The organism is Halorarum sp. SLYT50 (assembly GCF_059821265.1).
The window spans coordinates 19,842-45,498 of sequence record NZ_JCAMRW010000003.1; the positions used below are offsets into that span (position 1 = coordinate 19,842).

The window sequence follows — 25,657 nt, forward strand, 5'->3', positions numbered from 1 at the left end:
TCTGCGATAAGTCGGGATTCCTTTATACCAGGAAAATCTGAGCAGGGGATAGACGAATCGGAACTCACTCGGTGCGAGGTGTGTGTCCCTCCACCGGGTGGACTACGTCAACCGCCTCTATCGTGTCGATAGACTGACTTCGCTTTTCGGCGATGTACCCCTGTGCTCTCGCTACACAACGACGAGAAGCTGATATCTGTCCGCGAGAGAAGCTAAGAGCGGCTTCGCGTAATCATCATAGAATCGGATGCAAACGAGTTGAGAGGGACCAACCAAACGCACTCACTCGGTGCGAGGTGTGTCTCCCCGACTGAATACTGATACGCTAACAGAGATCACTGGCCAAGACCTTGTGGTTTGTCTTGAGGTAAGCTCCATTCACCTCAAACTACACCTGACTTGCACAGATAGTTGAGAGAAGCGAAGATATATTGTGTGCAGTTGCGTAGCGACACATATGTCCGAGTTCGACCCGACCCCACCGGAGACGGCAGTTGACGATGTTCGTCAGCGGTGGCGTGACGAGACCGACACGTTTGGACGGGTCTACGAAACCATCCTCGGGATCACCGAGCCAACTCCGTACGACGACATTGCGGAGACCGCGGGGTGTTCGTCGAACGCGGCCAAGAAGCATCTCGATCGCCTGTCAGAGATGGGGATCGTCCATGCCGACCAGGAGAGTCGCCCGGCACGCTACGAACGCAACGACGGCTATCTCGAGTGGCAGGAAGCGAGTCGGATCGCAGATGATCTCACCGTCGACGAGATCATCGAACGCGTACGTGATCTTGAGGCGCGTCGAGAGACATTCGAGGAGCGATTCGATGCGGTAGACCCGGCGACGGTCTCGGTTCTCGAGGGAACTGACCACGACGCGATCCACGACCGGATGGCGGCGATCAGTGAGTGGCGGTCGATCGACCGCGATATCCGGCTCTACGAGTTCGCACGACAGTTGGCACAGAACGACGGTCGATTTCTCTCGGCATAGATGACGCCACCGGCCGACGACCACTCATCAACAGGCCCGCCGGATCGGCAGACGCTCCGGCTGCTTGAACGGCGATTCGCCGACGATCCAATCGTCGCGACGACGGAGTTCGATCCTGACAGCTATGAGCCGCAACTGCTCCGTGCGCTCTTAGATACTGGCCGATATCCGTCCACCGTTGAGGCGGTGCGGATCGACGTACGCTGGTTCGAGAATGACGACTTCTCATTTCACTATATCGAGACGGCAGTCGACAACCGCTGGGAGTGCCGATGGGACTGCCATCCGAATCCCCACAACAACCGGCTTCATTTCCATGAACCGCCGACTGGCGATTCGTGTCGTGATCTCACACTCGAATCGACACATCCGCTCAACGTCACAGCGACTGTGCTCACCGCCATCGATCAACGGATCGATAATCGCTGGGCAGAAAGGGAGCCGGAGTAAACGGGTGGACCCCCACAGATCGGCCGAGCTTGTGCCATCTCCCTCTATGGACAATGAGAGCTGTTCGGAGTTTACCACGATAGTCGGCCAGTCGTCGTCCACTCGCTTGGCACCTATCAGATCACAGTAGCAGATTTCGGAGGGGATCGCCGACGCGATCACGGCGATCCAACATGGGTACACCTGCCTCTCGCCGGTCACAACCACGTTCAAGCACAACGACAGAGAGCGTCTCGCGGCCGTCTTGATTGACGCGGGCGTCGACACGGTCTACATCATTTAAAATGCCGAAGAACCGAGTACGAGCCTCACGACGAGCGACAACGACGCCGGGCTGACGGGCTGGCAGCGGCTCACCATCGAGCAGTTCGGCCCCGGTGTCGAGGGCGGTGTGAACACGGCGGCGTTTCTGAGTCGTGCGTGTGCCGACCTCGACGTTCGCGTTGGTGAACTCCCACGGCACGGCCTCGCCAAAGTCGACCTCAACGACTACCTCTCCGAGTGGGGTGACCTCTCCCCAATACTCCGGAGCGCGAAGCCAGCCAACCAGCATCCAGCGTTCGACGCCGCGGCGGCACGCGAAGCCCGCCAGAGTGATAGTCCCGAGACGGACTCTGTACACATCGACGAAGGGGCGTCGTTCGACCCACCCGACGAGACGGGCGACGGGCTGTGGAGTCTGACGTTCGACGACGTGGCCAACGTCTCGGCGGGCTACCGCGGGACGAACCCGTTCGGCCACCACTCGGGGGGTGGCGGGTCGACCGATTACTTCGAGGTGCGCCGACCCACGTACGCGGTCGACTACAAATACGGCGTCTCGTACAACCCGACTACCTTCCTACTGTGTCGCACCGGCGAGCGAGAGCCACGCGACCCGCATGGACGCCTCTCCGACAAGGAGGTGTTCGTCGCGTGGGCGTTCGCCCTCGAGGAGGGACTGATCGATGCGGCCACCGACCAGATCCCGACGCGCGCACTCGCGTACGCTGCCGTCGACTACGACATCGTGGCCGATCAGGCGGCCACCCGCAACGACGACGGGCGGGTGTGGCTTCCCGATGAGGCGTACCGCGACACACTCGCCGCCGTCCGCGACGAATTCGGCCTCACCGACGCCGACGACACTGACACGACGTACCGCCAGTACAGCGTCGAAGAGTGTACCCCACCACAAGTCAACCGAGAACCGTTCGACCCCGACGAGCGCCGAGAGGCGATGCGGACCGACCGCTATGACGACTTCCTCGACTCGGAACTCACCATCTGGGCCGACGAAGCGGGCGCCGGCAAGACCACCACGGCAACCCGGACAGCCGCAGCACGCGATCGACCGCACGCAATGCTGTTCCAGAACCATCGCAAAGCACGCGAATTCACGCTTGACGAGCCGGCCCCCGACGGCTATTTCCATCTCAAAGGCGGCGCCCAGAAGCGCGAGCCGACATGCATGGACGCCGACCACGCCGACGAGCAGTGCCCCACGCACGGTCACAGAGCGAACTGTCCGTCGATGTGCCCCATCTACGACCTGCCAGCCGATGACGACCGCTGGCAGCGCTACGAGGCGCTCGCGGCGGAACTCGGCCACCGTCGGGCACACCTCGTCTTCAGTGACTTACCTGACCACGACGAGGACGGCGGCTGTGCGTGGCTCAACCAGTTCGACGTGGCCGGCCGTGCCGACCGACTCGTCGGCGTGCACGACTACCAGACGCTTCAGACAGTGCAGCACATCAAGGATGGCCCCGACCGCGACGTGATCGTCGACGAGACACCACGTTCACTCAAAGACCAGCGCCGGCTCTCCGTCGCGGACCTCACCGCACTCACGAACGCACTCGCCGAAATCAGCGACCACCCCCACACACCGGATTTCATGTGTAACCTGGCGCGCTTTGCGGGTGAGGTGCGCGATATCGTCAGTTGCGCTTCCGCCGCTCCCGACACACTCGCGGCCCTCGACCCGCCGGAGATCCCTGACGACGAGCTCACCGAGACGACAATCGAGGTGAACCCCGACGACCTGCCGACAGATATCGACCCCGAAGATGTGGAGACAGAGCGACGCCGAGTTGACGTCGGGATGCCCGCCGAGGGATATCGAACCGAACGGGTCCACGTCGTCCGTCGCGAAAATCCCGCCGAGACGCTTGCCCAGACGAAGCTCACCTACGGCGAGACGATCCTCCAGCGGATGCGTGACGATGAGTGGACCGGGGCACCACTCTCGATCGATGGGCTACTCGCCGCTGCGGCGGAGGCAGGGCTCGACGAGACGGCGTGCCGGCAGGCAGCGGCCGCGCCGGCGATCCTCGACGGCACCTGCCCAAACTGTGCCAGCCCGTTGGTCCACATGGAGGGCCGGCGGTGCTGTGCAACCGGCGGCGGCTGTGGCTGGGACGAAGAACACGGCCACCTGGTCACACCGGATGACGAGCCGGCCCGCATCACCGTCCACGTCGAACGCGTCGCGGACGACAGCGCACGGAGTCCCGATGCGGCGGGGCTGGTCGTCGAGACACTCCCGACACCGAGTGAGCTGCCCGACCGTCCACTGGTGCTCGACGCAACCGCGACGCCCGCAAAGGTCGCGGCCTTCTACGGCGTCGACCAGGCGGCCGTCCGCGTCGATGGCGACGAGCCGCTCGCCATGCCGAACCTCTACACCACGCAGGTACTCGACGGGCAGTACCACGCAGCCACGATCAGGGCCAGCGAGACGGCACAGGAGCGGATTCAGCAGACTATCACCCACACTGCCGAGTGGCACGAGCGACCGCTGTACGTCGCCACAAAGCGCCTCCTCTCGCTGTTCGACTTCCCGAACAACGCAGCGGTCGCACATTACCACGCCGTCCGCGGGCTGAACTTCACCGAGTGTGATGCAGTCGTGTGCATCGGCGCGCCGCATCCAAACGTCGAGGCGCTCCGTCGCGATGCGGAGTTGCTGACGCAGGGGTGTGCGATCGATGCCGGTGGGACGGAGTACTCAACGCGGCATGACGCACCGAACCCGCCGGTGTATCGTTCGCTCGAATACGAGGATCAAGAGGGACGGGGGTGTGCCGTCCCGACGAAACACTACTCCGGACTCGTCGGTGAGCTGTTCCGCGAGACACGCGAGAAGGAACTCGTCCAAGTGGTACATCGGATCCGGGCGCTCCTCGCCGACAAGCCGAAGCACGCATATCTGCTGACGAACGTCCCGACCGAGTTGCCGGTCGACGAAGTATGTTCGTTCGCCGAACTCGCCGACCCCGTTAGGACGCTGTTGCCCGTCGCTGACGGCGCACTGGAGTTAGCGGAGCACGTCGAAGCGGCGGTCGCCGGCCGTGACGCTCCTGACGGCTTCCGCGCTGAGAACCTGGTCGAACACGTCGGTGGTGAACAGACGACCGAGGGGGAGGCGCAGTTTCGAATCAGTGAGTTCCATCGGCTCGCACGGTATCACGGCATGGACGTCTCCGAGATGACGGTCCGTCGGTGGGTCGACGACCTCGAGGAGATCGGATTGGTGACGGCGGGCGAGTACGAACACCGCCGCGGCATCCCCTATCGTGTTTCGGCGGCTACTTTCACACAGGCGCTATCAGTTATCCATTGTAGTGCCGGTGTGAAAGTGGCGGTACAGCGCCGGATACGGTCGACCATCACTGAATGTCCTCGTGCTTCCCAATGGATCCCCATCATCTTCGAGAGGTTTGACGTACAAGGGCGAATAGACCCAACGAACTCGCCGGAAGGGGGACTCCAATAGCAGGAGTTACAGCGCCGTCACGGCCGGTTTCCTAATAGGCCGGTGCGGACGGACAGGGGTGGCGCTCGACCCGGCCATCCGTGCTCTCCTGTAGGGAGGAAGGATCGGATCGGTAGCTGATAGATAGTAAAATCGTCCCAAGAAGTGGGCCCTAACATGTGTTTCAGAAGAAGTGACTTCTCGAGGTTAGTGGAGACGCCAGACGATCGTTCCGAACAGCAGGAGGACAGCACCGCCGAACCACCCGCCGATGCTGAATGTATCCGGTAGCACGTATCCGATTGTCACACCCCCAGCGATCAATACGGCTACTAACGGAGCGTACTCTCGCATCCCATACAGGAAGGCGGATGGGAGATAGTGCGCCCCGACGATCACTATGAACGCTGGGTAGAACCAATTCACGTTAGAGAGGGTCGCTGATCGGAGCCGCCGCGTCTTAACCAACCAACCGCCGCTCGGTGTCGGAGATGTTGGTTAATCCGTTCACCGCCAGACTTACGTAATACATTGGAGTAGTACTATAGAGTATGACTACAGTAAGCGCCCGGATCGACGACGATCTGAAGCGCCAGATCGACGAACACGGGATCGACACCAGCAAGGTCGTCCGTGAGGCGCTGGAGAACGAGGTACAAAAGCGACGACGGGAGGCGATCAAGCAAAAAGGAGAGGAGCTAAAGGGGGCGCTGAGCGAGGCCGGCGTCACCAGCGAAGACATCGCCGAGACCATTAGCGAGGACCGCGACGTCGACCTCGAGGATCGGTAACTGTGTCGGCCTCTCCCTCGTCGTCTTCCCTCCTCTTCGACGCCAACGCGGTGATAGCTCTCATCGATCAAGCGAACTACGATGCTCTATTCGGCGAGCAGACGATCGAGCTGATGTTCTACGAGACTACAAACGCCATCTGGAAGATGGCCGCTCACCGCCAGATGATCTCTCGGGAGACCGGAGCGAAGATGGTCAACCAGATCGATGGCCTACGGACTGAGATGGGCGTCTCCTCGTTCACTCTCCCTAACGAGCAGGTTTACGAAACGGCATGGAATCTCGGTCTCAGCGCCTACGACTGTGCGTATGTCGTGACAGCCCTAAATCGGGACCTCGACTTGGTGACCGACGATCAGAGAATCATCGACCACGCTCCGGACGAACTCACCGTCATCCGACCGACCGAGCTATAGCAAAACGGCACCACACAACATGTCCAACTCACCGCCCGCTGATAACGGAGAACGTTCGCTGCGCATCACAGGCTATTACCCCCATATCACCACAGAGGGGACAGGCGATCCAGACGAGACGATCGAGATCCAGATTCACGATAGCATCAGTAAGGAAGACTGGTTCGTTTGCCTCTCTGAAAAGGCCCACAACCTCCGACCAGGCCGCATCCGAGATTCCGAGTACGAGACTTATCTCGGGAGTCATATGCAGGTTCTGATGATCGTTGAAACTGGCTCTCAGGGACAGTCCTTCTACTACGGCCCATCTTCGGCCGACAAGGAGATGCGTGATCTCATTCAGACGCTTACAGAGGTCGTCCGAGACTCAGAAGGCTACTAGGCCAAACTAACCTCACCTGTCGACTTCCATCCACGCGACCCCGGCGACGGCGGCTCGACACCGGGGAGCTTCCTGAGTTCCTTCGAAATAGGTGTCTCGTACCACGTCGAGACGACAGTCCTCCGTCCAAGCCACCACCACTGTGCATCGCATGTATCTCGTCTTTCGACAGATCTTCGTCGTCACGTAGCGTGCGTAGATGGTGAGCAGCGCCTCGTCGCGTTCGTCGGTCTTTGTGACCGCCCCGCTGTACTCCTCGTCGGCGATCAACTCGTGGATGTCCTCCAGGTCGCCGAGAGGTCGGCCGACATACACTGCTGGCCCTTGCCGAAATCCCACGGTGGATCATCCATCTCGCGCACGCTTGGCTAGTCGCCAAGGAACACGACGGCGAGACCAGTCGGTACGACGTCGTTCAGAAGTGAAGGCGCCGGAAGCTCCGACCGACTGATAGGCATGGTCGCTTGCCGGCTGGGAGTGGTGGCGCCTTTTACTGGGTCTCCGGGTAGAGCCCCACAGGGACAACAACCCGTAAAATTAAAATCCTTAATGGCGAATAGATAACCAATATACGAGACGAAGCCTCGCCCCACCGTCCAACTTGTGGCCTGGGGCCTAATGCAGCGCCGAGTGGGATCCGCTGAAGGGTTGACTAAGTCCTACCGACGCGCGCATCTACTTGGATACTGATACCTTCATTAATGAGAATGTCGACTGAGCATCGTTCTCGAAGGATAGCTCCGGAAACACTGGTGTGGGGGGCCGGCGTTCTACGTCTCGTCTCCCCAGCCGAAGAGAAACAGGCTAATCAGGAGCAGCAGCACCGTCCACTCGAGCGGCGGGAGATCGACCGAAGCGGACAGGAACCCCCGAGCGTACAGCGCGACGACAGCGAGCATGAGTACAGCACCGAGCCAGTATGCGGCCGTCTGGAGCCTGCTCATCGGAGGGTCCCGTAGTGGTGGTTCTTCAGCTGTCTATGTCCCGTTGACGTCCGACGCGAGCCGGTAGTAGGTCGTCCCGTTGTGGTCGTCGCTGATGAGGATCTCGTCCTCGACGAGGGTGGCGACCTCGGCGTTGAGGCGGTCTCGACCATCGGTGGTGGCGAGGTCGAAGCGACCCGAGAGCGTGCGGACGAAATCAGTGATCCGCGCGCCGCGTTGGCGGTTAGCAGTGTGGATGTGTGCGGTCCGCTGGAGGTGATCCGAGGGCGGCGCGTCGGCCGGGAGCCGCGTGTGGTCGCTCATAGTCGCCATTAAATATCACCGGTATTCAAAGTGCTACTAAGAGGCGAGTTTAGCCATGGAGGCAGCCGAACCGGCTATTCAGACTTCGCTCCTCACGCGGGTTGGCTGACGTTTCGGATACTGTCTACCCCGAGTTGACCTCCGATGCGAGGCGGTAGTAGGTCGTTCCGTCGTGGTCGTCGCGGGTGAGGATCTCGTCCGCGACGAGGGCCGTCAGCTCGGCGTCGAGGCGATCCCGCCCGTCGACGGACTCCGTCTCGAAGCGGTCGGGCAGGAGACGATGGAACTCGCTGATCGGGGCGCCGCGCTGCTTGTCGTTGGTGTGGGCGCGTGCGATCCGTCTGATGTGCCGCGCAAGTGGCGCGTCAGGATCGACTCGGATGTGGTTGCTCACTGGCGGTGCCGGTTGGCGCCGACCGAAGATGAACTCATCGAGTGGGCCGTCGGCCGGTCGGAAGCGGATAGACGTCGGCTCGGTGAATGGGTGGTTCGCTGTGATTCGCGACGAACCGGACAACGGCGCCGACATGGATCACTCCAGTTCACGGTGGTTCATCTAAGTGGTCCACTCTGGTGCATAGTTCTCAGCGACGGAGCCTCCCACCTGAGCGACGCCGCGGCGGTACACCGAAAGGGGTGGCCGCCGTCCATACAGACGTGCTCTAAGAGCGCTCGACTGTCCTCGAACCGATCCGAGAGGCACCACCGGAAGTGCGCTCAACGCTGGCCTTCAATGGACCGCTCACGTGTTGGGAGATCCGCCGGCACGCGCTGCTGGCCTCCGCGAAGATCCCGCGGTGGTTGATTCATCTCGCACACAAAGGATTGGTCACGACGGAACGACGGCGTGACCGTCCGGTACGACGTCGTCGGCAAGGAATGAGCGACTCAGGTGCGTCGAGAGAGCTTCCAGACGACCTGGGATCCGAGGCGCTTCAACGCCGTTCCGAGACGCTTGACCCCGTAGACGAACGCGATGGTAGATCAGATCGCGGAGTTCATCGACCGGGAACGGACGACCGCGTATCGTTCAGTCAGACGGCTTGAAGAAGTTGGCGTTGCCGTACAAGAACAGGAGAGCTGTCCGAAAGGAGGCTACCATCACGTGTTTCGAGCCTCGGACCCCGACGAGATAGCGAACGAACTCCAACAGATGCTCAACCAATGGTACGCTGAGACTGGACAACTCATTCAGGAATTCCGGGATACGTACGGCGAGGATCCTTCGTCCAAAATCGGTCAATATTAGCGACGGCGCTGCCGTGCCAGCGATAAACTGGGGGTTGCCCTTGACGAGTTCAGTATAGGCGCCTGCCAGAGCCGGGATTGAGTCTAATCACGTTCCACAATTCGGCCGAGATCACGCACCACGGCCTCTCTAGACGGGCCGTAGTCTCCTCTTCCACGGACTGACAGAAGTTGAGACTGCAACTCTCCATGCATAGCTTCCATCCTCTCGTGGAGAGGTGGTCGGTGAAGCTCACCAGCTTGGAGATGGACCCGGGCCTCAAGCAGTATCCCGAAGGCTACAACGGGCTATTCGCTCTTTCTCCTCTAACTCACGGACGCGCCCCTCAACCCAAGGAGATAAACCGCTCACCACCGAGACAGGGGATAGCCAATGGTCGATCTGCCGCAATCACTTCAGGCGGTCTACACTGCACCACTTCGTGAACGGGACGACTCGTATCTCATTGAGGTGCCGAAGCGCGAGGTCGAACACGACACTGCCTCGGCGGGTGAGATTTGTCGAGTTGCATTGATTGACCGCGTCTCAGAGGCGGGTGACGACGCTGATAGCGGCTCAGGAGCCACATCGGAGCCCTCAGACTCGGATTCCTCCGGCCCGCCAGTCTCAGAGGGGGAGGTTCGGGAGGTAACGATCGAATCGCTTGGTGAGCAAGGCGATGGGATCGCGAAGGTTGAGCGCGGGTACGTCGTGATCGTGCCGGACGCACGCCCCGGTGACGAGCCGACAATCAGAATCGACCACACGCAGGACAACGTGGCGTTTGCGAGTGTGGTCGATCGAGACGACCGGACGCGATAGCTGCTCTGCCATCCAGTCTTCCTCAGAGCCGGGGATGAATCTCGTTTAATTCTCAATTCGCCCAAAACCATGCGTCATAGCCACTCTATACGTACTATAGTCTCGCCTTCGAATAGAGTGATGATCAGCGGGTTACACCGCGGACTTCCACCGCTAAACAGGAGGGTTACCCAACCACTTCGAGCTGGCCTGTTGTCTGTTCTTCGAGCGTGGACGCGACTGCGTGATCGCGGCCCAGGACACGGCTGAGCCAGCGTTTCCACGAGGGATGTTGACTCTCGCCGATAACGACCACGTCGACATTGTTGTGGAGAGCCTCGTCAAGAATCACGTCCTCAAGGATGAACCCACGTCGGACAAGAACAGTAGCCGTCGCTGGTTTGATGACTGCTCCAATTGCTCGCTTGATCTCGTTTGCCCGAACACGCTTCCCACGATGAAATAGATCCACGTGGAGAACGATCAAATGAGCTGATTTGTGGGTGTTTGCCAACTCAACAGCGAATTCAAGTGTCTGTCTGCTTTGTTCGGTGAGAGGATATCGAATCGGAACAAGAATCGTATGCATTTCTATAATAGGTTATATTGATACTGTTTGGGGGCGAGTTAGTACCTTATCGATAGTACGTACAGTACATATAAACATATCGATATAACTATCAATTTTGACATCTACTCCTGCCCCACTACTTTCACCAATTAATAATATCTACTAACAAGACTGTGGACCGGTCAGGAAGCCTTGATTGGTCAAATATATGTCGTTGGATCCTTGCTGAAAATCAAATTACACCTCTCAGGAGATGCGTCGACTGGTATCAACCCGGACATGATTACTAATCACGAGTGGAATGGGTTCTGAAAGCGCTCGTCCTCTACGAGCTTTCGTAATCAGCAGCCGAGTATTGATTTCTCTGGAGAGGACGATCTGTTCGAGTTGCCAGACGTAGTCGGCGCGTTTCAGTGTGAGTCGGCGGCTATCGGGGAGTGGGTCGGTATCGAGACAGTAGACTACTCCCACACTGTCGGTTTCGCGAAGTCGTGATTTCAGTGAGTTGATGAACGAGAGATACTGATCATATTCTTCCCGTTCAAGCGGGTCAACCGGATCGATAACAACGAACGATTCCGCTTGGATACAATCGAGAGCTCGCGTTGGCTCAGCAATCAGCTTTTTGAAAGGTACATGCTCGAAGTCGAGAGCTATCGGAGTCGAAATAGCAGTCTCTTCGATCGCGGCCCGGAGTTCTACCTCGGCAGGATTGGTCGGTGAGACGTACAGCATCGGCTTGCTAGTCGCGAGGTGGTATATCAAGAGCTCACCCTGTGATGTTGCGGGCGCTGTCAACGCGAGTAATGTCCCGACCGGAATTCCTCCATCAAGCCGGGAATCAAGGAAAGGGAGGCCGGTCGAATACCGTCGATTCGGGAGCGTCATTGAGACTACGTTCACGTTCACTCTCGGCGACCTACTTGTATCCAGGCGACGTCTCGGTCTATCCCCCGAGAATCCTGATCACGGGAACTCCTCTCGTCGTCCCCCCTCTATCACCCGTCTTGATATCGACGGAACTGCCTTCCAGCCAGAAGACCTCTACCATGTAGATGGCTCCACGTAGGACCTGCATTCGGGGTAAGTAAAACATTCGAAAGAGTTATTATATATCTATATCTTGGATACAAGTCAGTGTGGTAGCGTATCACCCCATACGGTTGACGCCGGCGCTCGCTGCAAGTGCGAGAATGGGGCGTTGCTGTCCGGGCGGTCGACAACCTGTCATCGGCTCCCTACCCCATGACAACCTCCGACCTGAACGTCCGGACAGCATTTCCTACACGGTCACGTTGGCGACGTGATCCAGAGATACGGACTCCGTCTGTACCACCGAGCCTCCTCGCTGAGGCGAAGCCGATAGTACTGATCCTCCTCATACGCGTTGTAGACGAACGTGTTGTTCCGGGCGATCACTCAGAGGTCAGCTGTACCGATGCGTCACTCACCGTCGTTGACCCCGACTGCATCGCCGTTTCGAGTGTCCGGTGTGTCTCTCATTCGGAGCGCGGTACCACCAGCCGAGTGCACGTCCGAAACCTGGTGAATCAACAGCGATATCGCACCGCCGTGTCGGTCCACGATCTATTTCTGGTCGGATTGATTCGCCGGATCGAGTGGTTCAGCCAAGCACACCTGCGAAGTGTGCGATGGCGGTGCTGTCGCAGTGGCCGCCCAACTTAGATAGATCGGAGCGGGAAGATAGAGACAGCCGAGCACAATCAGGATGAGGGCGATCTGCGGGACTTCATCATCTGCGGAATCTCGTCAGGTGGGTAGTTCCTTCTGGTGACCACGTACTACGGAAACACGCTGAGGAATCTGAGAAGCGCGTCTCTCGAATGGTTTCTAAAGCGCCGGCGATGAGCGCCGGAGCACCACTAGCAGCGGGACTGAGCCGGCCGCTGACACGACCGCACTACTGAGACCACACCGAAAGCCCCGGGACAGAACCCACCGAGGAGCGTACCACGACCTCTGAACCAGAGTCGGCGTCGGTTGTTCTCGGGAAAGTCGTCAAGGGCGAAAAGCAGAAGGAGTGATTATCACACCATATATTACATCGCCCTACACATCGGTGAATTCTACGCGTACGCCACGGTCCTCACTCTCAGTGAGCGTCCAGTTCCAGTCGTACAAATCGATGATCTGTCTGACAATGGTGAGACCTAATCCCATCCCGTGTTTTCTTGGGGCGAAGCCCCCCTTGATCGCATCAATATAGGTACTATCGGGAATTCCAGGCCCGTTGTCCGCTACATAGAACCCATCTTCGAGATCGCCAATCCGAACAATCACCCTCCCCTCACTATGTTCAATACTATTCTCAAAGAGTTTCTCCAGTAACTGTTCCATGTGAATCGGGTTTCCTCGGATCGTCCGGTCAGTCTCAACGTGAAGCGTTGCCGACTCCGTTTTCATCGGTAGAGTGTCCCATACTCTCGGAGCGAGCTCTGCGAGTGGAATCTGCGTATTTTCGACGTTTACCTTCGACCGTTCAACGCTATGAAGCAGCTCATCAATCATTACCTCAATACGCTCGTGGGCGAGCGTTACCTTCTGAGCGGCCTCAGTATTTTGAGGCTGGGACTGCTCGTGGTATCCTTGAGCGATCGTCAATGGGTTACGAAGCTCATGAGCGAGCGATCTCGCAAAGTTCTCTAGTTGGTTGTTGTGATAGGCGAGTTCACGGCTCCGTTGCTCGGCTTCACGCGTTCGCGTCCTCGCCTTCGCGTCGTAAAGACCGATCCCAAAGCCAGCACCGCTACCGAGTGCTGTAAAAATGAGGGCATTAGGGACGATATCTGAGAGTCCGTCAACGGTCGCGCTGAGTATGAGGATCCCGCTCATCACTCCGATTCCAGCGAAACACCAGCCTGCAATTCGGTCATAGAGGACAGAATGAATATCCACCTCCGGTAACCGATATCCGCCATATAAAAGCATTGAACCAGGAACACCCGTTAGTAAGGAGATGATCAACCGGATTTCGACGGACATTTCTCCTATAATCGGTATAAAGGGTAAAATCACAGCAGCTGCAGTATATTCCCCCAAGCATAATGATGAGTTGCCTCCCGTTTCCTGCCAGAAGCCCCCATCGGGAATTTCGCATTATGGTTAGAAGGAAATAAAAGCTAATTACTGTATCGATAGCTACTCAATGATGATAGAAATAAAATAGCATGAACCTTCCTTTCCTCGGTATCACGTCGCTCCGTGCAGTCATCCCCGGAGTTAACTCTAGATACAAGGAGGGAGTATACCCCTTCTCAGCCCCATAATCGGTATATGGGCGCGTCTTACTCAAATGCAACCAGAACCTTTACGAAGGCGAATCGGGGATGTTACGTAAGTTAGACGGGGAATTAACGACTATCTCTATGAATAATCTAGATATCACGGTCCTTCATGTGGATGCCGACGAAACGTTCGCAAAGTTGGTGAAGGATTATATTCACCACTACGACAGCGAGATCACTGTCCGAGCGGCACAGAACGGCGACGACGCGCTCACCGTTCTTGAAGCGTCCGACGAGATCGACTGTGTCGTCAGCGACTACCGAGTGCCGGGGTTGAACGGACTCGAACTGCTCAAAACCATCCGCAGCCGGTGGCCCGAACTGCCGTTTATCCTGTTCACTGGAGAGGGAAGCGACGAACTGGTTTTGAAAGCGCTCAACGTCGGCGCGACCGACTACCTCCACGACCGACCCGGCACGAGTCACTATCCCTTGTTGGCGAACCGGATTCGCAATTTGGTCACGCGATCCCGTGATCAGATGTCCCAGCGAACCGAAGCGCAGTTCCAGTTGCTGGTCGAAACCGTCGAAGACTACGCGATCTTCTTCCTCGACGAGGACGGCCACGTCCAGACGTGGAACGCGGGGGCCGAGAAGATCGAGGGATACACGAGCGACGAAATCGTCGGTGAGCACTTTTCAGCCTTCTATCGTGACGAAGACGTGGAAGCTGGCATCCCCGATCGGAACCTCCTCGAAGCGACCGCAAAGGGACGTCTCAGAGATGAGGGCTGGCGCGTGCGTAGTGACGGCTCGGAGTTCTGGGCGGACGTGATCATTATGCCGCTCTACGAAGGCAACGAACTCATCGGGTACGTGAAAGTCACTCACGACAACACTGAGCATCACCAAAAACAGCTCTTACTCGAACAGAACGAGCAGTTGAAAGAGCTGATCACGGCGATCTCTCACGACCTGCGGAACCCGCTTCAAGTCGCCGGGGGAAACGTCGAACTGGCGCGCGAAACCGGCGACCTCTCGTATCTCGAGACGGCCACGCAGGCGCACGACCGGGCGAATGAACTCCTCGACCATCTCGGGACGCTCGCGAAAGAGGGAAAGCGAATTCTTGATCCCGAACGAGTAACTCTCGCAGAGGTAGCCGAGGCAGCGTGGCGCACCGTTCAGATGGACGAGGCCGAACTGACTATCGACGGAACCACCGAGTTCGTCGCGGACCGACAGCGACTCCAGCAGTTGCTCGAAAATTTATTTGCGAATGCTGTCGAACACGCCGGCCACGACGTGACCGTCAGCGTCGGGACGCTTGATGAGGGAGGCTTCTACGTGGAAGACGACGGGTCCGGCATCCCGATGGCCGAGCGAGATCACGTCTTTGAGATGGGGTATTCGAACGCTCCTGACGGGTCGGGCTTTGGACTGGCAATCTGTAAACAGATCGCGAACGCTCACGGCTGGTACATCAAGGCAGTCGACGGGTCTGCGGGTGGGGCTCGCTTCGAGGTGTCAGATATCCAATTTGAGTGAGGAGAATGCTAATCGAGAGGATACGGCGATCAGGACCTCCCAGTGGTGGCTCTTAGTCACTCGCGCCTGCTCGCGTAAGTGTCTCGGGAGCTACCACCTCAAGCCGGACATTCGCGTAGACGGTCACCTCACACCCTTCTAGCGGGAACGTCACTCGGCCGCTGCCTCGCTGCGCCGTCGGGTCGGTTGACGCGAAGAGTCTGTCCAAGGCGTCGGGGTCGATAACAGTAGATAGCGGTTCGATCGTCATCGGGTCACGTTCGATTACGTCAGCGACCGCCGTGACAACGGCCACACTAACGCTCTCCGGAGTATCCTCTGAGTCAACAACAAAAGCCGTCATGTCTCCCTGTTTGGGGATCACACACAAAGAAATTTTCCATCCTTATCTCATCCCATTTATAGTGAATTCTACCGGAAGAAGGCACCCCTATCACGAGACATGGAGGACAGCCGAGAGAGGCACGAACCGCCGAGATATCATAATTAGATTAGTTTTAGACAGTCCGATACTAGTGGTGGCACGAGAGGCAAGACGGGTAGGAGGTGGGGCGGTGGAGATCTGACCATCAATACACACTGTGCCGATCAGCGAGCGAATTGGACGCCCGTGATCTCGAACCGGGCACCGCCGTCGGTACCCTCAGTCACCGTGATCTCCCACCCGTGGGCATTGGCGATCGTCTCGACGATGCTCAGGCCGAACCCAGTCCCATCCTCCGTCGATGTATAGCCGTGATCGAATACCTTCTCCCGTTCCTCCACAGGGATCCCCGGTCCATCGTCTTCGACCGCGAAGCCGTTTGCAAGCCGCTCTAGCCGGATGGTGACGTCGTCTCCACCGTGTTCGAGTGCGTTCCGAAAGAGGTTCTCGAGGAGTTGCCGGACCCGACTTTCGTCACCGACGATCGGGGCAAGCGCCGGATCAGTCTCCACTCGAATGGGCTCATCGTCGATCAGTGATTGAGTTGTGAGTTCCGTGAGCGAGACCGATTCGGTTTCACCCAGCGGCTGTCCCTGTCGAGCGTACGTCAGGATATCCTGGATCAGCGTATCCGTTCGGTTGAGTGCGTCCGCAGCGATATCGAGGTGCTCGCTGTCACACTCCTCTTGCGCGAGTTCGATCCGTCCCTCGACGACGTTGAGCGGATTGCGGAGGTCGTGCGCGACGATCCCCGCGAACTCGTCGAGCCGCTCGTTCTGCCGCTGTAACTCCCTCGTCTGTTGCTTCCGTCGGGTGATATCGCGGAGGATCCCCGTGAAGAACTGCTGGCCGTGTCGTTCGAACTCACCGAACGAGACGGCAAGCGGGATCTCGGTTCCGTCTCTGTGTTGACCGATGAGTTCGACGCCACTCCAGTCGAGATCTCGTTCGCCCCGTCGGAGGTAGGGGGTAATCACGTCGTGGTAGTGCTCCACGAACTGATCCGACATGAGAATACTCAACGACGATCCGCGCAACTCCTCGGGGGTGTACCCAAACAGCTGTTCAACCGCTGGGTTCGCGTAGACGATCGTGGTTGATGCGTCGATCGTGATAATTGCATCCGACGCTGCTTCCGTGAGCGTGCGGTACGATGCTTCGCTTTCGGCGAGTTCCATCCGCATCTCCAGTGCGTTGATGGCGTACGCGATGTTCTCACCGAGTTCCCGGAGCGTCGTTCGGATTTCGTCGTCGATCGACTGCGACTGCGCAGCGTATATCGTGAGGAGGCCGTACAGCGTGTTCTCGTACGCGAGGGGGACGACGACGAGCGAGCGAATGTCGCTCTCGCGTACCGTCTCACGCCACTGCGCGAATGCGGGATCCGATTGGATATCCTGCGAGACGGCGACGTCACGCTTGGCGATCGCCTCTTCATGCGGTGTCCGCGGCCGGTCGGCAGGTTCGACGGCAGTTGTGTCGAGGCCGGTGAAATCTGTGTCCTCAGCGACCCACGCATGTGGGATGAGCCGAGTCCCGTCGGGATCGAACTCCGAAATGGCGGCGAATCGGACGGAGGGAGCTGCATTGATGATCTCACAGACGTGCTGTTCGAGCTCGTCTCGGCTGGATGCACGGACGAGTGTCTGAGTGATCTCACGAACGATCGTGTGGACGTACTCGAGATATGTTTCTCGCTGGTGAGACCGGTAGCTCTCGACCGCGTTCGTGATCCGATTCGCGAGGAGCGTATACTGCCCGCCACTGTTGCTCTTCTGAAGGTAGTCGGTCGCTCCCGCTGAGAACGCCTCGCTCGCGACCGTTTCGGGGTCACTTCGAGTAAACAGGATGAACGGCAGGTCTGATGTGATCTCGCGAACGGCGGCGAGGAATTCGAGTCCGTTTAACCCGGGCATCTGATAGTCGCTGACGACACAGTCGAACGCTTCGGTAGTCAACCGCTCAAGACCGTCGCTGGCGGTCGTCTCGGATACCACGTCGAAGCGGTCATCTCGCAGTTCCAGATGCGAGGCGGTCAACTCCCCGACATCTGGATCGTCGTCGACGTGTAGAACCCGGATCATCTCCTCATAGTGGACTCTTCGGACCCGGAAAAAAAACGGTTTTCGCTATTCGTCTCAGGCATAATTCCAGAGATTAGTCCTGTAGAGATACCCACTGATCGAAGGCCGGGAGACGTTTGCGACTATCCGAAGCAACCGTCGAGTCGAGAGAGTATTTTTGCGCCGGCAATGGGTGCCGGCGCAGTAATTCGGGTGACGAAGCACCTGCTTGCGTGCGTCGGCGGAGACCTGATTTCCGATGCACATGACTCCATGAGAATCCTGCTAAGACCCCTGCGCGTGAAGAGCTAAGGGGGTGCCAAAGGCTGATATACGATCAGCGTCCCGAGCGCGAGCACATGACTAGCCTGCGTGCGAAGGAACCGGAGAACTGGGCTGTGAGCCCGCATAGGTGTCTTTCCGCTTCACGCACGGTTCACCCCACAGGAGATGCAACGTGTATGAATTATCTTGGAATCGACGTCCACAAACGCGAATCGCAGGTCGCGGTCGTTGACGACGACGGCACCGTCACGCACGAACGCCGTCTCGACAACACCGCTCTCGGCGAGCTCGCAGAACAGTACGCTGGCGATCAGGCCGCCATCGAAGCGACTGGCAACTACTTCACTATCTACGACACACTCGACGAGCACCTCGATGTCACTCTCGTCAACCCCTCGAAGACCCGGTTGATCGTCTCGGATTTTTATGTTAACACGGGGCAAAGTCTATACTCCAAACACTACGACTGTGTTCCATCGATAGCATGCCTCCTGAACTGATCACACTGACACTCCCGGCAGACGAACAGTGAACGCTTCACCACGTATCCTCGATTGAATTGAGGGGGAGATCACGGTCCATAAGATAGATCTCATTGATCCACTACTACTCAACCTCGTCCAGGCGTTCGGAACGCTCGATGATGGGGGGTCGCAGTTCACCGTTGCACAACTCAATTTCTTGAAGTCCGCGAACACTAAGACGGCGCCCGGCTGCTGTTTCGCGAGGTGCTCGTTCGGAGGCTTAAGTAGACCGTATTAGTGAACTGTATCACTAGGTCGTCGGGAATCCCGAACGTACTCATCATCGACGGGAACGTACCCGCCGTGGACTTGTTGGATTGCCGCGGGAACTCATCCTCAGACCCTGACTCAAGCACGACCACGTCGTAGTCCCGTTGGGCGAGGTCTCTCGCGCACTGTGCTCCGGCCGGCCCCGCACCGGCGATGATAACGTCATACTGATTTGACATTGTGTACTATCTCAGTACTGGAGCGCTATGTTCCCTTCTGGACATACGCTGCGTCGGAGAACCGTCATTATATCGACATTATAACATCTCGGAACTGGTCGGCGATGTGGGCCATGGCCATCGTAGTGAACTGACACAACACGGAAGAAAAACAGAGCCGAGTGCACAAAAACGAACAAGTTGATAAGTGTGGGAAATCCACGGTGGATGACGAATGAGCGGGTTAGAGTGGTTCAATAAACGAGGTTCTGAATCCCTGTATTCAACGAAGATCCTCGTGTATGCAGGGATTGGGTTTGTAAGTGCGCTTATTATTTACTTTACCGCTGGCTTCGCTATTGAGCATCCACTTCTACTTACGTTAAGCATTCTCCTCTGGACTCTCTTCAGCAGTAGTATGGTGTGGACTTTCTGGGAGTTCGTCCTCCCACTCGCAGGCGGGGAACAGCGGAATGAGGGTAACTAAGCGCTTCATCATACCTGTATTTCTGATCCAATTGTATGAAAGCCGACTTGATGAGATCAAGTAAGACCGACCATAGAAAGAATTGACGAATATTTAATACAATATCAAATGAGTTCACTTCGACGAGTGTTTGTTGAGGGGCTAGTAACAGTAACTCCTCTCCTCCTCTTCGCTGCGGGCGCATGGTGGATCTACTCGCTTCTGAGTTCCCTCCCACTGGTCGCGTTTATTGAGCCACCACTTCTCAGGGCCAGTCTTGCATTGGTGATATTCCTACTAATAGTGTTTTTACTGGGGAACCTCATGCGGACTGCAGTCGGTCGGGTAATAGATCACGTAATCGATGATCTTATGAATCGATTTCCGATCATTCGGGTGATCTACAACGCAGTCAAAACGACGTTAGAAACAATCCTCTCTCGTTCCAGAGCAGTCTTGACCCCCGTAAAGATCGAGGTATGGGATGGGTGTCGGCTGGTGGCCTTCAAAACGGGTCATCAAACATCAGATGGACGAGATGTAATTTTTATTCCGGGCGCACCAGACATTACGTCGGGATTTGTCGCTGATGTCGATCCAGATCAGCTTATCGAAACGGATGAGACAGTGATGGACCTTCTCGTTCGTTTGCTTAGCTGTGGCTTCGGTAATGCAAAGGACCCCGATCGGTAGTCCAAGCATAGTGACCGGTTGGACGTGAAGAGTCTACGTCTTTTCTACGAGGAATCACGAAGTCGCCAAAGATTGTCGATGTAAGTTTGTATGGCCGAGCACACGTCTCTCAGGGTAATGGCGTACTGACGGTTGCGACATTAGTCACGTAGGCTCTATTGAAATCCTATTGGTAGATACTATTTGTGATGCAACCTCCGGTATAGGTAGGCAGGCGAATATTTCACCTGTATCTTCCGACGAGGACCACAGCAATTCCGATGGCGATGATGAAAACAGAAAGAAGCACCGCTTCAGGAAACGACTGAATTGTTGCTACTGAACCGTCAATAACTCCAATCCCAATGAGAAGAACACCAAGAGGTTCTAACTGATTCACTTTTCCTTGGTTCACATATTGATGCGTTAAATAACCTTTCTGCACTTATCATTCTACGACAGAATTTATTAGAAGTTGATGATTTCAACAGAGCCGTCACGTAGTACGATGTCTGTCTGAGTCAGGTGTGAGCGGCGGAATACACATGAGCAACCATGAGTATCTTTGCAAGAATGAGGATTCGCCAGCATCTCTCGCAGCATGAGGCTGTCGAGGAGCTCCCACTGGTAACAGAATCGGCCGTCGTGACGGACATTTCGGCGATGGACCGGAACCGAAATGACGAGGTCATAACTGAACTCCGCTCAATACTCGACGAATACGGAACAGACGCGTGGCGACAGGACCGTCCGGCTAGTGATGAGGCATGCGAAGACTGGATCGGAGAACAACTCAACGTGGTCGATCATCTCAAGAGCGAAACACCGCTCACCCAATACGTATCAGAGGACCACCAAGCCGATTACCTCGGCGAGAAGCTCACAGCCCTTCAAGAGCGATATCTCCAACCCTATCCGTCGCTCCTGCGTATCACGGTCGAGACGGACGACCCGGTTGAGTTCGCCGCCGGACAGTACCTCTCCGTTCGCTACCAAGACACGACGCGGGTGTATTCAATTGCGAGTTCGCCGACGCATAACGAACTCGAATTTTGTGTCCGGCGCGTGCCAGGTGGTCAGATGACATCCGAGCTGGCGGTTGATCTTGAGATCGGCGACACGGTGACACTCCGAGGCCCCTATGGCGAACTCCTCTTGGAGGAACCGTCACGGCGAGATCTCGTCTTTCTCGCGACCGGGACCGGCGTCGCTCCGTTCAAGAGCATGATCGACTACCTCTTCGAGACAGAGCGAGATCGATTTGAGGGCGAACCAGTCGATGTGTGGCTGATTCTCGGAGCAGCGTGGGGAGATACGCTTCCGTACTACGATGTGTTCCGGGCGTATGCAGAGCAGCGCGAGAACTTCCACTTCGTGCCCACGGTGAGCCGGGAGTCGTATCTGACAGACTGGGACGGCGAGACGGCCTACGTTCAGTACACGCTCACGAAGTATCTTCATGAGGGTGCACTCGGTGATCAACCTCTCCCGAAGGAATTTGAGCGCTATCACAACGAACCGCCACGATATCCGATTTCGGCCCGTCTTCGTCCATCTCGGATGGAAGTCTACGCGTGCGGTCTTACTGCAATGGTATCCGGTCTTGTGAAGGCAGTCGAGCTGCTTGGCGTCCCATCCGAGCACACACAGTTCGAGGGCTTCGGCTAAATCGGGGACAAATGTGATAGAACGTTAAAATACCGTGTCCGAATCACGACCCGCTGATAATCGAACGTGAGTTCAGACATACAAGGCAGACAAACTCGATTATACTGACGACATTTCTAGAGCAGCTTGGGTGACTCCCCATATTAAGTTACGGCTGTCAACGCGACGCTCATCGAACTCGATCAGGAGGTGAAGAACCTGAAACTTACCCTCGAAGGCGATAAGATTGAGTACGACGACGTGAGGGCAGCCGTCGAGGATGCAGGCGGGACGATTCACTCGGTCGATCAGGCCGTCCGTGGGGATCACCTCGTCGAAGACGCCCTCACGCCATAGAATTGATGGGTGTTGATAACTCGGCGGCGATTGCGGACCGGATCGGCGATAGGATCGGACCGATCGCGAGGCGATACTTTGTCTCGAACGGTTCGACAGTGCCCTGACCGGCGTCGGAGTTGCCGTCGGTGCCTACCTCTCCGGGGTGTCCAACGGCGTACAGGTAATTGCGATTGGCCTCGGCGGCGCTGTCGGGCTGACGACCTCCGGTGTCTGGAGCGTCTGGGAGATCGAGCATGCCGAGATGGGTGCCGAACTGCACGACCTCGAGGACGCGATGCTAACGGACCTGAGTGACACACGGATCGAGCGAGGCAAAACGAGCAATCAGGTAGTCAACGTCTCATAAGCGGTCTCGGTCCGTTGTGTGGACTCGTGATACCGCTCATCCCGTTTCTATTCGTGGAGGGCGGGACTCTCGTTGCTTCAGGCCACTGTTCTCTCGGTCGCGATCACGCGCGGCGTTCTGTTCGCCTTCGGCGCGTACATGGCGTCGATCTCCCGCCAGCGATGGTACGTCGCCGGAATCCGAATGGATATCGCCGGGATCGTCGTTGCCCTCATCAACGTCTTTCTCCCCGGCTAGGCCTCATATCTCGTCTCCCGTTTCGATGAAAGGAACTTCAGACGGGAATACGGGCTCAGGAAGACTCCGGCTCTCTGACCGTAATGACGGGAACCGGTGCAGAGCGAACGGTCTTCTCGGCGACGCTGCCGAGTAGAATACGATCCGTGCCACTTCTTCCCGTCGTTCCCATTACGACGACGTGGATATCGTTCGACTCGATACAGTCAATGATCCCCCCGATAGGAGCCCCGGGTTCGACGTGTCGAACGACGTTCGCAACGTCGTGTTCCATCTGCGAAATGAGATTGTCGAAGGCTTCGGTCGTTGCTTGTTCCCGCTCCTGACCCGACACAGTCGACCGAACATCCGGACCGAGCGACGTATCGTCAACGACGGACAATAAATGGACGGTCGCATCGAGAGCTGCCGCAAGGGCGAACCCGTGGCGGGCAGCGTTGATCGCGCTCGTACTGCCGTCAGTGGGAATAAGAATGTTCTCGTAGGGAAACTCAAACTGTTCGTCGGGCTGCATTCGAGCGGTGAGAACCGGAACGGACGAGAGACGGACGACTTTCTCGGAGACACTTCCGATCAGAAATCGGGAGAGCCCCTCCCGACCATGCGTCGACATTACGATCAGGTCGTGGTCGTAGCGTTCGGCGTAATCGACAATCGTCGGCGCGGGATTCCCCTGGACGACGTCGGATTCGTAGTCGACACCGAGCGTGCGCAGCGTTTTCTCCGCCTCATCGACGATTCCCTCTCCCTGCTCGACGAACGCATCCCTCGTTTGCCCCTCAACAATAGTGACGCTGTCGCGAGTGGTGTCGGCTACATAGAGAACGTGAACCGTCGCATCCGCCCAGTGGGCGATCTCGCCAACGTGATGGAGCACCTCGACTGCGCCCTCGCTATCGTCGAACGGAAGTAGGATACCGTCGTACATACGCGCTATAGAGAACGACACAGCGAACCCGCTAAATTAGTTTGTTTCCGTAGTTGATGGGACTGTTCGATCCGCTCATCATCTTAAGACTACTGGAAGCTCCCTATCAGGGTCTCAATATCGCCTTCCCCCTCTTCGTCCAGTCGGCCCTCAGGCGTCCGCGGTGCAGGGTCTTCGCGGCGCCGGCCAGCGATAAGCGGACCGGCATCACCTGGAGTAACGTCCAGCTCAATGACGGTGCTGTCCGCGGTCCTCGGGAAGTTTCGCGAGTACGAGTACGCCCCTCCCAAGCAGGCTGCGATGGCACTGGAGCGCTACAAGCGCCTTCTTGACCCGCCAACTGACGACTGGCCAGTTTTTCCCAGTGCACACGCACCGTCGAAGTACACGCCGTTCGTGAGCAGTTGGCACAGCGTGATATGCCGGACGACGAGATTGAGACGATACTCGATGACCAGGAGATCGACGCCGTGCTTCGCGAGTACGAGGTCGTCCCACCAGCGCTCTCGACGAACGGGGCTCGCAGCCCCATGAAGCGACTGTGTAAAGAAACGGACGTTGATGTCGACGGAGACTACCTGAAGCCGCACGGCGCCCGCCGTGGCCTCGGCCACGAACTCTACGCCAACGGTCACGCCGAACTCGCTCAATCGGCGCTCCGGCACCGAGTATCGAAACCACTCACAAGTCCTACTTGGACATTCAGGCAGCGGAGACGGCCCAGCAGGTCAATGAGTTGCTTGACGAGTAACTACGGATACGTCGGAAGCACTTTCTCGAGAAGTCCTTCGAGGATCTCCAGAGGAGAAGAGACGACGTCGCATGGTCGAACGTACTGCCTCGGCAGTTGGTGTTCTCGTCCACCCAATGAGAGAAGGTGGGAGAGGCACCCCCCCCCCCTTTTCCGGCTGACCGACGAAGAACCAATCAACGAATGGACGACCGATTCAGCCGATGGCTGCTCCTCTCCGGACATCGATTTAGCGTCGCCACTGGTGTACTCTCCGCCATGGCTGTGGTGGTGCTTATTCCTCTCTTCTCACGGTTCGCCATCCACAATCTCACGCCGCTGGTGTATATTGCGAGCGCATTGATCGGGGGGAATATCACGCTCATCACCCTCGTGGTCGCGATCAGTCAAGTGATCCTCTCCCAAGAACTGGAGTCACCGGGGTCGCTCCGAGACGAGATCGGCCAAACAGCCGATTACCGGCAGGCAGCCCTCGCCCAGCCCGCACCCCCGACCGATCCAGGCGATTTCCTACAACAGCTCCTTCAGCAGACCCAAGAGCGCGCCGGTTCGCTCGCGGAACTCCTTCCTGACTCCACCAGCGAACCTAGTACCCACCTTATCGATGAACTACCTGCGGAATGTGCCCAGGTGAGCCAGCAACTCGAGACCACATCGGACACACTCTCTTCGGTGATCGTTCTCCTCCTCGGTATCGAATACGCGAGCTTCATTCAGGACTGTCATCAGCTCGAGTCGGCTTACGAGGGAGATGATCATGAACAGTTACTCTCCACACTCGATGCGTTGAGCGCGGATTTGAAGAATCTCGACATTGCTCGACAGTACTTTACAACTATATTCATGAAGGAAGAACTCGCAAAGCTCTCTCGATTCCTCTTGTATGTCGGTATACTAGCTGTTCCTCTCCCGGTTGCGTTACTCATCGAGCTTGCTTCCTATCCCACAGCGGCTGCCCCTATGCCAGCGGTATTCGTCTTCACTCTTCTGACGGTTGTGGTGGGCCTCATCCCTCTTGCGCTCCTGATAGCGTTTATCCTCCGAGTAGCGACGGTGGCCCACCATATCGCATCGATCGCCCCATTCATGACGTAGCGACAACCACGACTGGAGA

General features: G+C 57.4%; 26 protein-coding genes and 2 pseudogenes. 15 read left to right on the forward strand and 13 right to left on the reverse strand.

Going from position 1 to position 25,657, the window contains the following annotated elements; all coding sequences use genetic code 11:
- Nucleotides 1-457: 457 nt before the first annotated feature.
- The 3 genes from AC6RUA_RS17870 (at nt 458) to AC6RUA_RS17880 (ending at nt 5,204) form a co-directional block, all read left to right on the forward strand.
- Nucleotides 458-994, forward strand: coding sequence for a DUF7342 family protein (locus tag AC6RUA_RS17870; protein WP_499816000.1), 537 nt, complete (start codon nt 458-460; stop codon nt 992-994).
- Nucleotides 995-1,444: a toxin-antitoxin system TumE family protein gene (locus AC6RUA_RS17875; RefSeq protein WP_499816001.1), complete on the forward strand. Its 450-nt coding sequence runs from the start codon at nt 995-997 to the stop codon at nt 1,442-1,444.
- 391 nt (nt 1,445-1,835) lie between these two features.
- Nucleotides 1,836-5,204 carry a hypothetical protein gene (locus AC6RUA_RS17880; protein WP_499816002.1) on the forward strand — a complete coding sequence of 1,123 codons (3,369 nt, stop codon included), beginning with the start codon at nt 1,836-1,838 and terminating at the stop codon, nt 5,202-5,204.
- Between the two features lie 186 nt (nt 5,205-5,390).
- Here AC6RUA_RS17880 and AC6RUA_RS17885 read toward each other — a convergent pair whose 3' ends face one another.
- Complete coding sequence (locus AC6RUA_RS17885) at nt 5,391-5,609, reverse strand: DUF7010 family protein (RefSeq protein WP_499816003.1); 219 nt, start codon at nt 5,607-5,609, stop codon at nt 5,391-5,393.
- A gap of 125 nt (nt 5,610-5,734) precedes the next feature.
- Here AC6RUA_RS17885 and AC6RUA_RS17890 point away from each other — a divergent pair, with 125 nt between their 5' ends.
- Genes AC6RUA_RS17890 through AC6RUA_RS17900 form a run of 3 tightly spaced genes read left to right on the forward strand, consistent with a single transcriptional unit; the run spans nt 5,735 to nt 6,772 of the window.
- Nucleotides 5,735-5,974 (forward strand): AF_0619 family ribbon-helix-helix protein, encoded by a 240-nt coding sequence (locus AC6RUA_RS17890; protein WP_499816004.1) that lies wholly within the window; start codon nt 5,735-5,737, stop codon nt 5,972-5,974.
- A gap of 2 nt (nt 5,975-5,976) precedes the next feature.
- Nucleotides 5,977-6,390, forward strand: a complete 414-nt coding sequence (locus AC6RUA_RS17895) for a type II toxin-antitoxin system VapC family toxin (protein ID WP_499816005.1) — start codon at nt 5,977-5,979, stop codon at nt 6,388-6,390.
- 19 nt (nt 6,391-6,409) lie between these two features.
- Nucleotides 6,410-6,772: a hypothetical protein gene (locus AC6RUA_RS17900; protein WP_499816006.1), complete on the forward strand. Its 363-nt coding sequence runs from the start codon at nt 6,410-6,412 to the stop codon at nt 6,770-6,772.
- 12 nt (nt 6,773-6,784) lie between these two features.
- On the opposite strand, the gene AC6RUA_RS17905 is transcribed toward AC6RUA_RS17900, so the two are convergent.
- The 4 genes from AC6RUA_RS17905 to AC6RUA_RS17920 form a co-directional block, all read right to left on the reverse strand.
- Nucleotides 6,785-7,111, reverse strand: a complete 327-nt coding sequence (locus tag AC6RUA_RS17905; RefSeq protein ID WP_499816007.1) for a hypothetical protein — start codon at nt 7,109-7,111, stop codon at nt 6,785-6,787.
- A 431-nt stretch (nt 7,112-7,542) separates the two neighbouring features.
- The gene (locus tag AC6RUA_RS17910; protein WP_499816008.1) at nt 7,543-7,716 is read right to left on the reverse strand and encodes a hypothetical protein; all 174 of its coding nucleotides are present in this window, start codon (nt 7,714-7,716) and stop codon (nt 7,543-7,545) included.
- 33 nt (nt 7,717-7,749) lie between these two features.
- Nucleotides 7,750-8,019 carry a hypothetical protein gene (locus AC6RUA_RS17915; protein ID WP_499816009.1) on the reverse strand — a complete coding sequence of 90 codons (270 nt, stop codon included), beginning with the start codon at nt 8,017-8,019 and terminating at the stop codon, nt 7,750-7,752.
- A gap of 124 nt (nt 8,020-8,143) precedes the next feature.
- Nucleotides 8,144-8,413: a hypothetical protein gene (locus tag AC6RUA_RS17920; protein WP_499816010.1), complete on the reverse strand. Its 270-nt coding sequence runs from the start codon at nt 8,411-8,413 to the stop codon at nt 8,144-8,146.
- 582 nt (nt 8,414-8,995) lie between these two features.
- Between AC6RUA_RS17920 and AC6RUA_RS17925 the strand changes: the two genes are divergently transcribed.
- Nucleotides 8,996-9,268, forward strand: coding sequence for a helix-turn-helix domain-containing protein (locus tag AC6RUA_RS17925; protein WP_499816011.1), 273 nt, complete (start codon nt 8,996-8,998; stop codon nt 9,266-9,268).
- Between the two features lie 372 nt (nt 9,269-9,640).
- Nucleotides 9,641-10,069, forward strand: a complete 429-nt coding sequence (locus tag AC6RUA_RS17930) for a TRAM domain-containing protein (RefSeq protein ID WP_499816012.1) — start codon at nt 9,641-9,643, stop codon at nt 10,067-10,069.
- A 796-nt stretch (nt 10,070-10,865) separates the two neighbouring features.
- On the opposite strand, the gene AC6RUA_RS17935 is transcribed toward AC6RUA_RS17930, so the two are convergent.
- Both AC6RUA_RS17935 and AC6RUA_RS17940 read right to left on the reverse strand, forming a co-directional pair.
- Nucleotides 10,866-11,528 carry an RAD55 family ATPase gene (locus tag AC6RUA_RS17935; protein ID WP_499816013.1) on the reverse strand — a complete coding sequence of 221 codons (663 nt, stop codon included), beginning with the start codon at nt 11,526-11,528 and terminating at the stop codon, nt 10,866-10,868.
- Nucleotides 11,529-12,689: 1,161 nt separating this feature from the next.
- Entirely contained in the window at nt 12,690-13,622 is a 933-nt protein-coding gene (locus AC6RUA_RS17940; protein ID WP_499816014.1) for a sensor histidine kinase, read from the reverse strand.
- Nucleotides 13,623-14,035: 413 nt separating this feature from the next.
- On the opposite strand from AC6RUA_RS17940, the gene AC6RUA_RS17945 reads away from it, so the two are divergent.
- Nucleotides 14,036-15,412 carry an ATP-binding protein gene (locus AC6RUA_RS17945; protein ID WP_499816015.1) on the forward strand — a complete coding sequence of 459 codons (1,377 nt, stop codon included), beginning with the start codon at nt 14,036-14,038 and terminating at the stop codon, nt 15,410-15,412.
- 52 nt (nt 15,413-15,464) lie between these two features.
- Here the strand turns inward: AC6RUA_RS17945 and AC6RUA_RS17950 are convergent, their stop codons facing one another.
- Together AC6RUA_RS17950 and AC6RUA_RS17955 are read right to left on the reverse strand one after the other, a co-directional pair.
- Nucleotides 15,465-15,776 (reverse strand): HalOD1 output domain-containing protein, encoded by a 312-nt coding sequence (locus AC6RUA_RS17950; RefSeq protein ID WP_499816016.1) that lies wholly within the window; start codon nt 15,774-15,776, stop codon nt 15,465-15,467.
- Nucleotides 15,777-16,000: 224 nt separating this feature from the next.
- Nucleotides 16,001-17,920 (reverse strand): two-component system sensor histidine kinase NtrB, encoded by a 1,920-nt coding sequence (locus AC6RUA_RS17955; RefSeq protein WP_499816017.1) that lies wholly within the window; start codon nt 17,918-17,920, stop codon nt 16,001-16,003.
- Between the two features lie 338 nt (nt 17,921-18,258).
- Here AC6RUA_RS17955 and AC6RUA_RS17960 point away from each other — a divergent pair, with 338 nt between their 5' ends.
- The gene (locus tag AC6RUA_RS17960; RefSeq protein ID WP_499816018.1) at nt 18,259-18,684 is read left to right on the forward strand and encodes a hypothetical protein; all 426 of its coding nucleotides are present in this window, start codon (nt 18,259-18,261) and stop codon (nt 18,682-18,684) included.
- 177 nt (nt 18,685-18,861) lie between these two features.
- On the opposite strand, the pseudogene AC6RUA_RS17965 reads toward AC6RUA_RS17960, so the two are convergent.
- Nucleotides 18,862-19,157, reverse strand: a pseudogene (locus AC6RUA_RS17965) (FAD-dependent oxidoreductase); the annotation flags it as partial.
- A gap of 574 nt (nt 19,158-19,731) precedes the next feature.
- Here AC6RUA_RS17965 and AC6RUA_RS17970 point away from each other — a divergent pair.
- Nucleotides 19,732-20,295, forward strand: a complete 564-nt coding sequence (locus AC6RUA_RS17970; RefSeq protein ID WP_499816019.1) for a DUF502 domain-containing protein — start codon at nt 19,732-19,734, stop codon at nt 20,293-20,295.
- Between the two features lie 223 nt (nt 20,296-20,518).
- Here AC6RUA_RS17970 and AC6RUA_RS17975 read toward each other — a convergent pair whose 3' ends face one another.
- The gene (locus tag AC6RUA_RS17975; protein WP_499816020.1) at nt 20,519-20,689 is read right to left on the reverse strand and encodes a hypothetical protein; all 171 of its coding nucleotides are present in this window, start codon (nt 20,687-20,689) and stop codon (nt 20,519-20,521) included.
- Between the two features lie 140 nt (nt 20,690-20,829).
- On the opposite strand from AC6RUA_RS17975, the gene AC6RUA_RS17980 reads away from it, so the two are divergent.
- The 3 genes and pseudogenes from AC6RUA_RS17980 to AC6RUA_RS17990 all read left to right on the forward strand — a co-directional run bounded on the left by AC6RUA_RS17980 (nt 20,830) and on the right by AC6RUA_RS17990 (nt 22,864).
- Complete coding sequence (locus AC6RUA_RS17980; protein ID WP_499816021.1) at nt 20,830-21,942, forward strand: ferredoxin--NADP reductase; 1,113 nt, start codon at nt 20,830-20,832, stop codon at nt 21,940-21,942.
- 189 nt (nt 21,943-22,131) lie between these two features.
- On the forward strand, nt 22,132-22,278 hold the full coding sequence (locus tag AC6RUA_RS17985; RefSeq protein ID WP_499816022.1) for a DUF211 domain-containing protein: 147 nt from the start codon (nt 22,132-22,134) through the stop codon (nt 22,276-22,278).
- Nucleotides 22,279-22,283: 5 nt separating this feature from the next.
- Nucleotides 22,284-22,864, forward strand: a pseudogene (locus AC6RUA_RS17990) (VIT1/CCC1 transporter family protein).
- Between the two features lie 55 nt (nt 22,865-22,919).
- On the opposite strand, the gene AC6RUA_RS17995 reads toward AC6RUA_RS17990, so the two are convergent.
- Nucleotides 22,920-23,792, reverse strand: a complete 873-nt coding sequence (locus AC6RUA_RS17995; protein ID WP_499816023.1) for a universal stress protein — start codon at nt 23,790-23,792, stop codon at nt 22,920-22,922.
- Between the two features lie 314 nt (nt 23,793-24,106).
- Entirely contained in the window at nt 24,107-24,442 is a 336-nt protein-coding gene (locus tag AC6RUA_RS18000) for a hypothetical protein (RefSeq protein ID WP_499816024.1), read from the reverse strand.
- A gap of 284 nt (nt 24,443-24,726) precedes the next feature.
- On the opposite strand from AC6RUA_RS18000, the gene AC6RUA_RS18005 reads away from it, so the two are divergent.
- Nucleotides 24,727-25,638: a DUF7972 family membrane protein gene (locus tag AC6RUA_RS18005; protein ID WP_499816025.1), complete on the forward strand. Its 912-nt coding sequence runs from the start codon at nt 24,727-24,729 to the stop codon at nt 25,636-25,638.
- Nucleotides 25,639-25,657: the final 19 nt, after the last annotated feature.